Source organism: Halogranum amylolyticum (genome assembly GCF_900110465.1).
In the GTDB taxonomy this organism is placed as follows: Archaea; Halobacteriota; Halobacteria; order Halobacteriales; family Haloferacaceae; genus Halogranum; species Halogranum amylolyticum.
Genome location: NZ_FODV01000055.1, coordinates 1 through 2,260 on the forward strand (window position 1 = coordinate 1; position 2,260 = coordinate 2,260).

The 2,260-nt window shown below is 64.7% G+C and carries 2 protein-coding genes; both read left to right on the top strand.

Features of this window, described 5'->3' with window-relative positions:
- On the top strand, window positions 1-765 hold a 765-nt coding region (locus tag BSG17_RS27415; protein WP_244531724.1), incomplete at its 5' end, for a PGF-CTERM sorting domain-containing protein.
- Between the two features lie 395 nt (window positions 766-1,160).
- Window positions 1,161-2,260: surface glycoprotein (locus tag BSG17_RS25760; protein WP_211609351.1), on the top strand; the 1,100-nt coding region annotated here is incomplete at its 3' end.

Consider the following 2,260-nt stretch of genomic DNA (forward strand, 5'->3'; position numbering starts at 1 on the left):
CTCATCGAAGAGGGCAACGTGCGTGGCTTCATCATCAGCCCCGCCCGTGACAACGCCTTCGGTGGCGAGACCCAGCGCTCCGTCGGCGAGTTCACCACCTACCTGAACGACCTCGAAGAACGCGGTCTGACCCAGGAGCAGGCGGTTGAGCTCATCCGGGAGGCATCCATCGACAACGAAGGGTCCGACGACCTTCTCGTCGAGACCGAGTTCGAGTTCACGGACGCCGACACGGTCATCCGCAACGTCTACGCAGAGGGCGCGGGTGACAACGCGAGCGGCGTCCAGCCGGTCGCACTCGGTGAGACGATGGCGATCGAGGGCGTGACGAACCTCCGCCCCGACGACAACACCATCGTCCTCGAGATGATCCGCGGCCCGACCGCCGAGAACTTCGACGTCGGCGTCGCCGACGACTGGGGTACCGACGGCATGTGGTCGACCAGTATCCCGGTCCCCTCGGACGCCGAGGCAGGCACCTACACGCTCCGCGCCGACGACGGTGAGACCATCACCACCGTGATGGTCGAAGTCGTCGAGCAGCGCGAGGAGCCGACCGAGACCGAAACGCCCGGCGAAGAGACTGCAACCCCGACCGAGACCGAGACGGCTCAGCCGACGACCGAAGAGCCGACTCCGACGCCCGAGCCGACGCCCGAGCCCACGACGACCGAGACCGAGTCGCCCGGCTTCGGCGTGCTCGCCGCCGCACTCGCCATGTTGGCTGCCGCCGCCCTCCTAGCGATGCGCCGCCGCACGAACTAAGCGGTTCATCCGACCGGTCGGATTTTTTTAGTACGTTGACTCCACCGAGAGCGATCGCTCTCTCCCCGTCGAACCGCCCGTCACCGGGCGAATCGGACACCGTCGGAGGTCCGACCGACAGAAAGTATTTACAAGCACCTGATGTACTTCTTCTCGCCGAGGTCGACTCGTTCCCCGTCCAGACGCCGACCCTCTCGTCAGCGGAGCATCCGCTCTCTCGATTGGCGAGACTCGGCCCCGTCGCCATCGACGCCGCTGTCATCCAGACGGCTCGTCGCAGGCGGCAGTCGGAAGACGAGTCGACACTTGCACAGACTATGAGATCCACTATCAGAACCGATCGACCCGGGCGGTCCTCGCGCCGCACCGACGTCAACCGACGAGTACGGGCAGTGGTGCTGTCCGTTCTCATGGTGACGTCGGTGTTCGCCGGGACCATCGCCTTCGCCGGGACAGCAGCCTCACAGGAGCTGCCGGCCGTCTCGGAGGCACCGCCAGGAACCGTCTTCAACCAAGTCCTCCGAGGTGGCCCCGACGGCACCGCTGTCGACGTCGGTATCATCAAACGGGGGGCATCCGCCAACCAGTTGTACAACCCATCGAGCGACAGCCTCACACTCAACGAGGGTGACGTCGTCGTCGCCCGTGACGGGACACAGTATCTCGTCCCCGCCCAGCAACGACTGACCGGCAGTACCGGTAGCATCGGGCCCGGTGCGACGATCTTCCAGGGCGAACAGGACACCCGCTTCGTGGGCTTCACCAGTGAGACGCTCATCGGCGTCGACAGTGGTGGGGCCGAGGGTGAGACCCTCGACCTGAACCAGACGATCCCGAGCGACCAGGATACTGGTGTCTACTCCGACGACGGCACCCGCGATGGCAACGTCGTCATCGTCCAAGAGCCGCGCATCACCCGCGTCGAGATCCTCAACCAGAACGGCCAGCGTATCGACGAGGGCGGTTCCGTCGAGGAAGACGAGTTCGTCATCGTCCGCTTCGACGTCAACTTCGTCGGTGCCGAACGCGCCGAAGTGTTCCTCATCGATCCGGAGTCCGGGTCGGTTATCACCGACGGACTCCTCACCCGCGAGGAGGCTATCGAGGAGTTCCCCGACAGCGCGAACGCCATCCGGAACCTCGTCCCCGAGGGGAAGAACGTCGACGCCCCGGGCGTCGGCGACCGGACATTGCTGAACGACGCGAACAACCCGAGTGACACGTTCTACCTGATTCAGGACCTTCAGGAAGTCGAGAAGGCCGGTGACTACGAGTACCTCGTCCTCGCCGAAGACGACGAACCGTTTGGTGACCTCTACGTCAACGGTGTCTCGCAAAGTGTCGCGTTCAGTATCTCCTCCTCGGACGACCCGCGACTCTCCTTCGCAGGTGACAACGAGACTCTCGTGCAGGGTGACTTCGCGACCTACGAGATCGACCGCTCGACCGCCGGCGACACCCACGTCGTCTCCATCGCCGCAGAGGACCTCCGTAC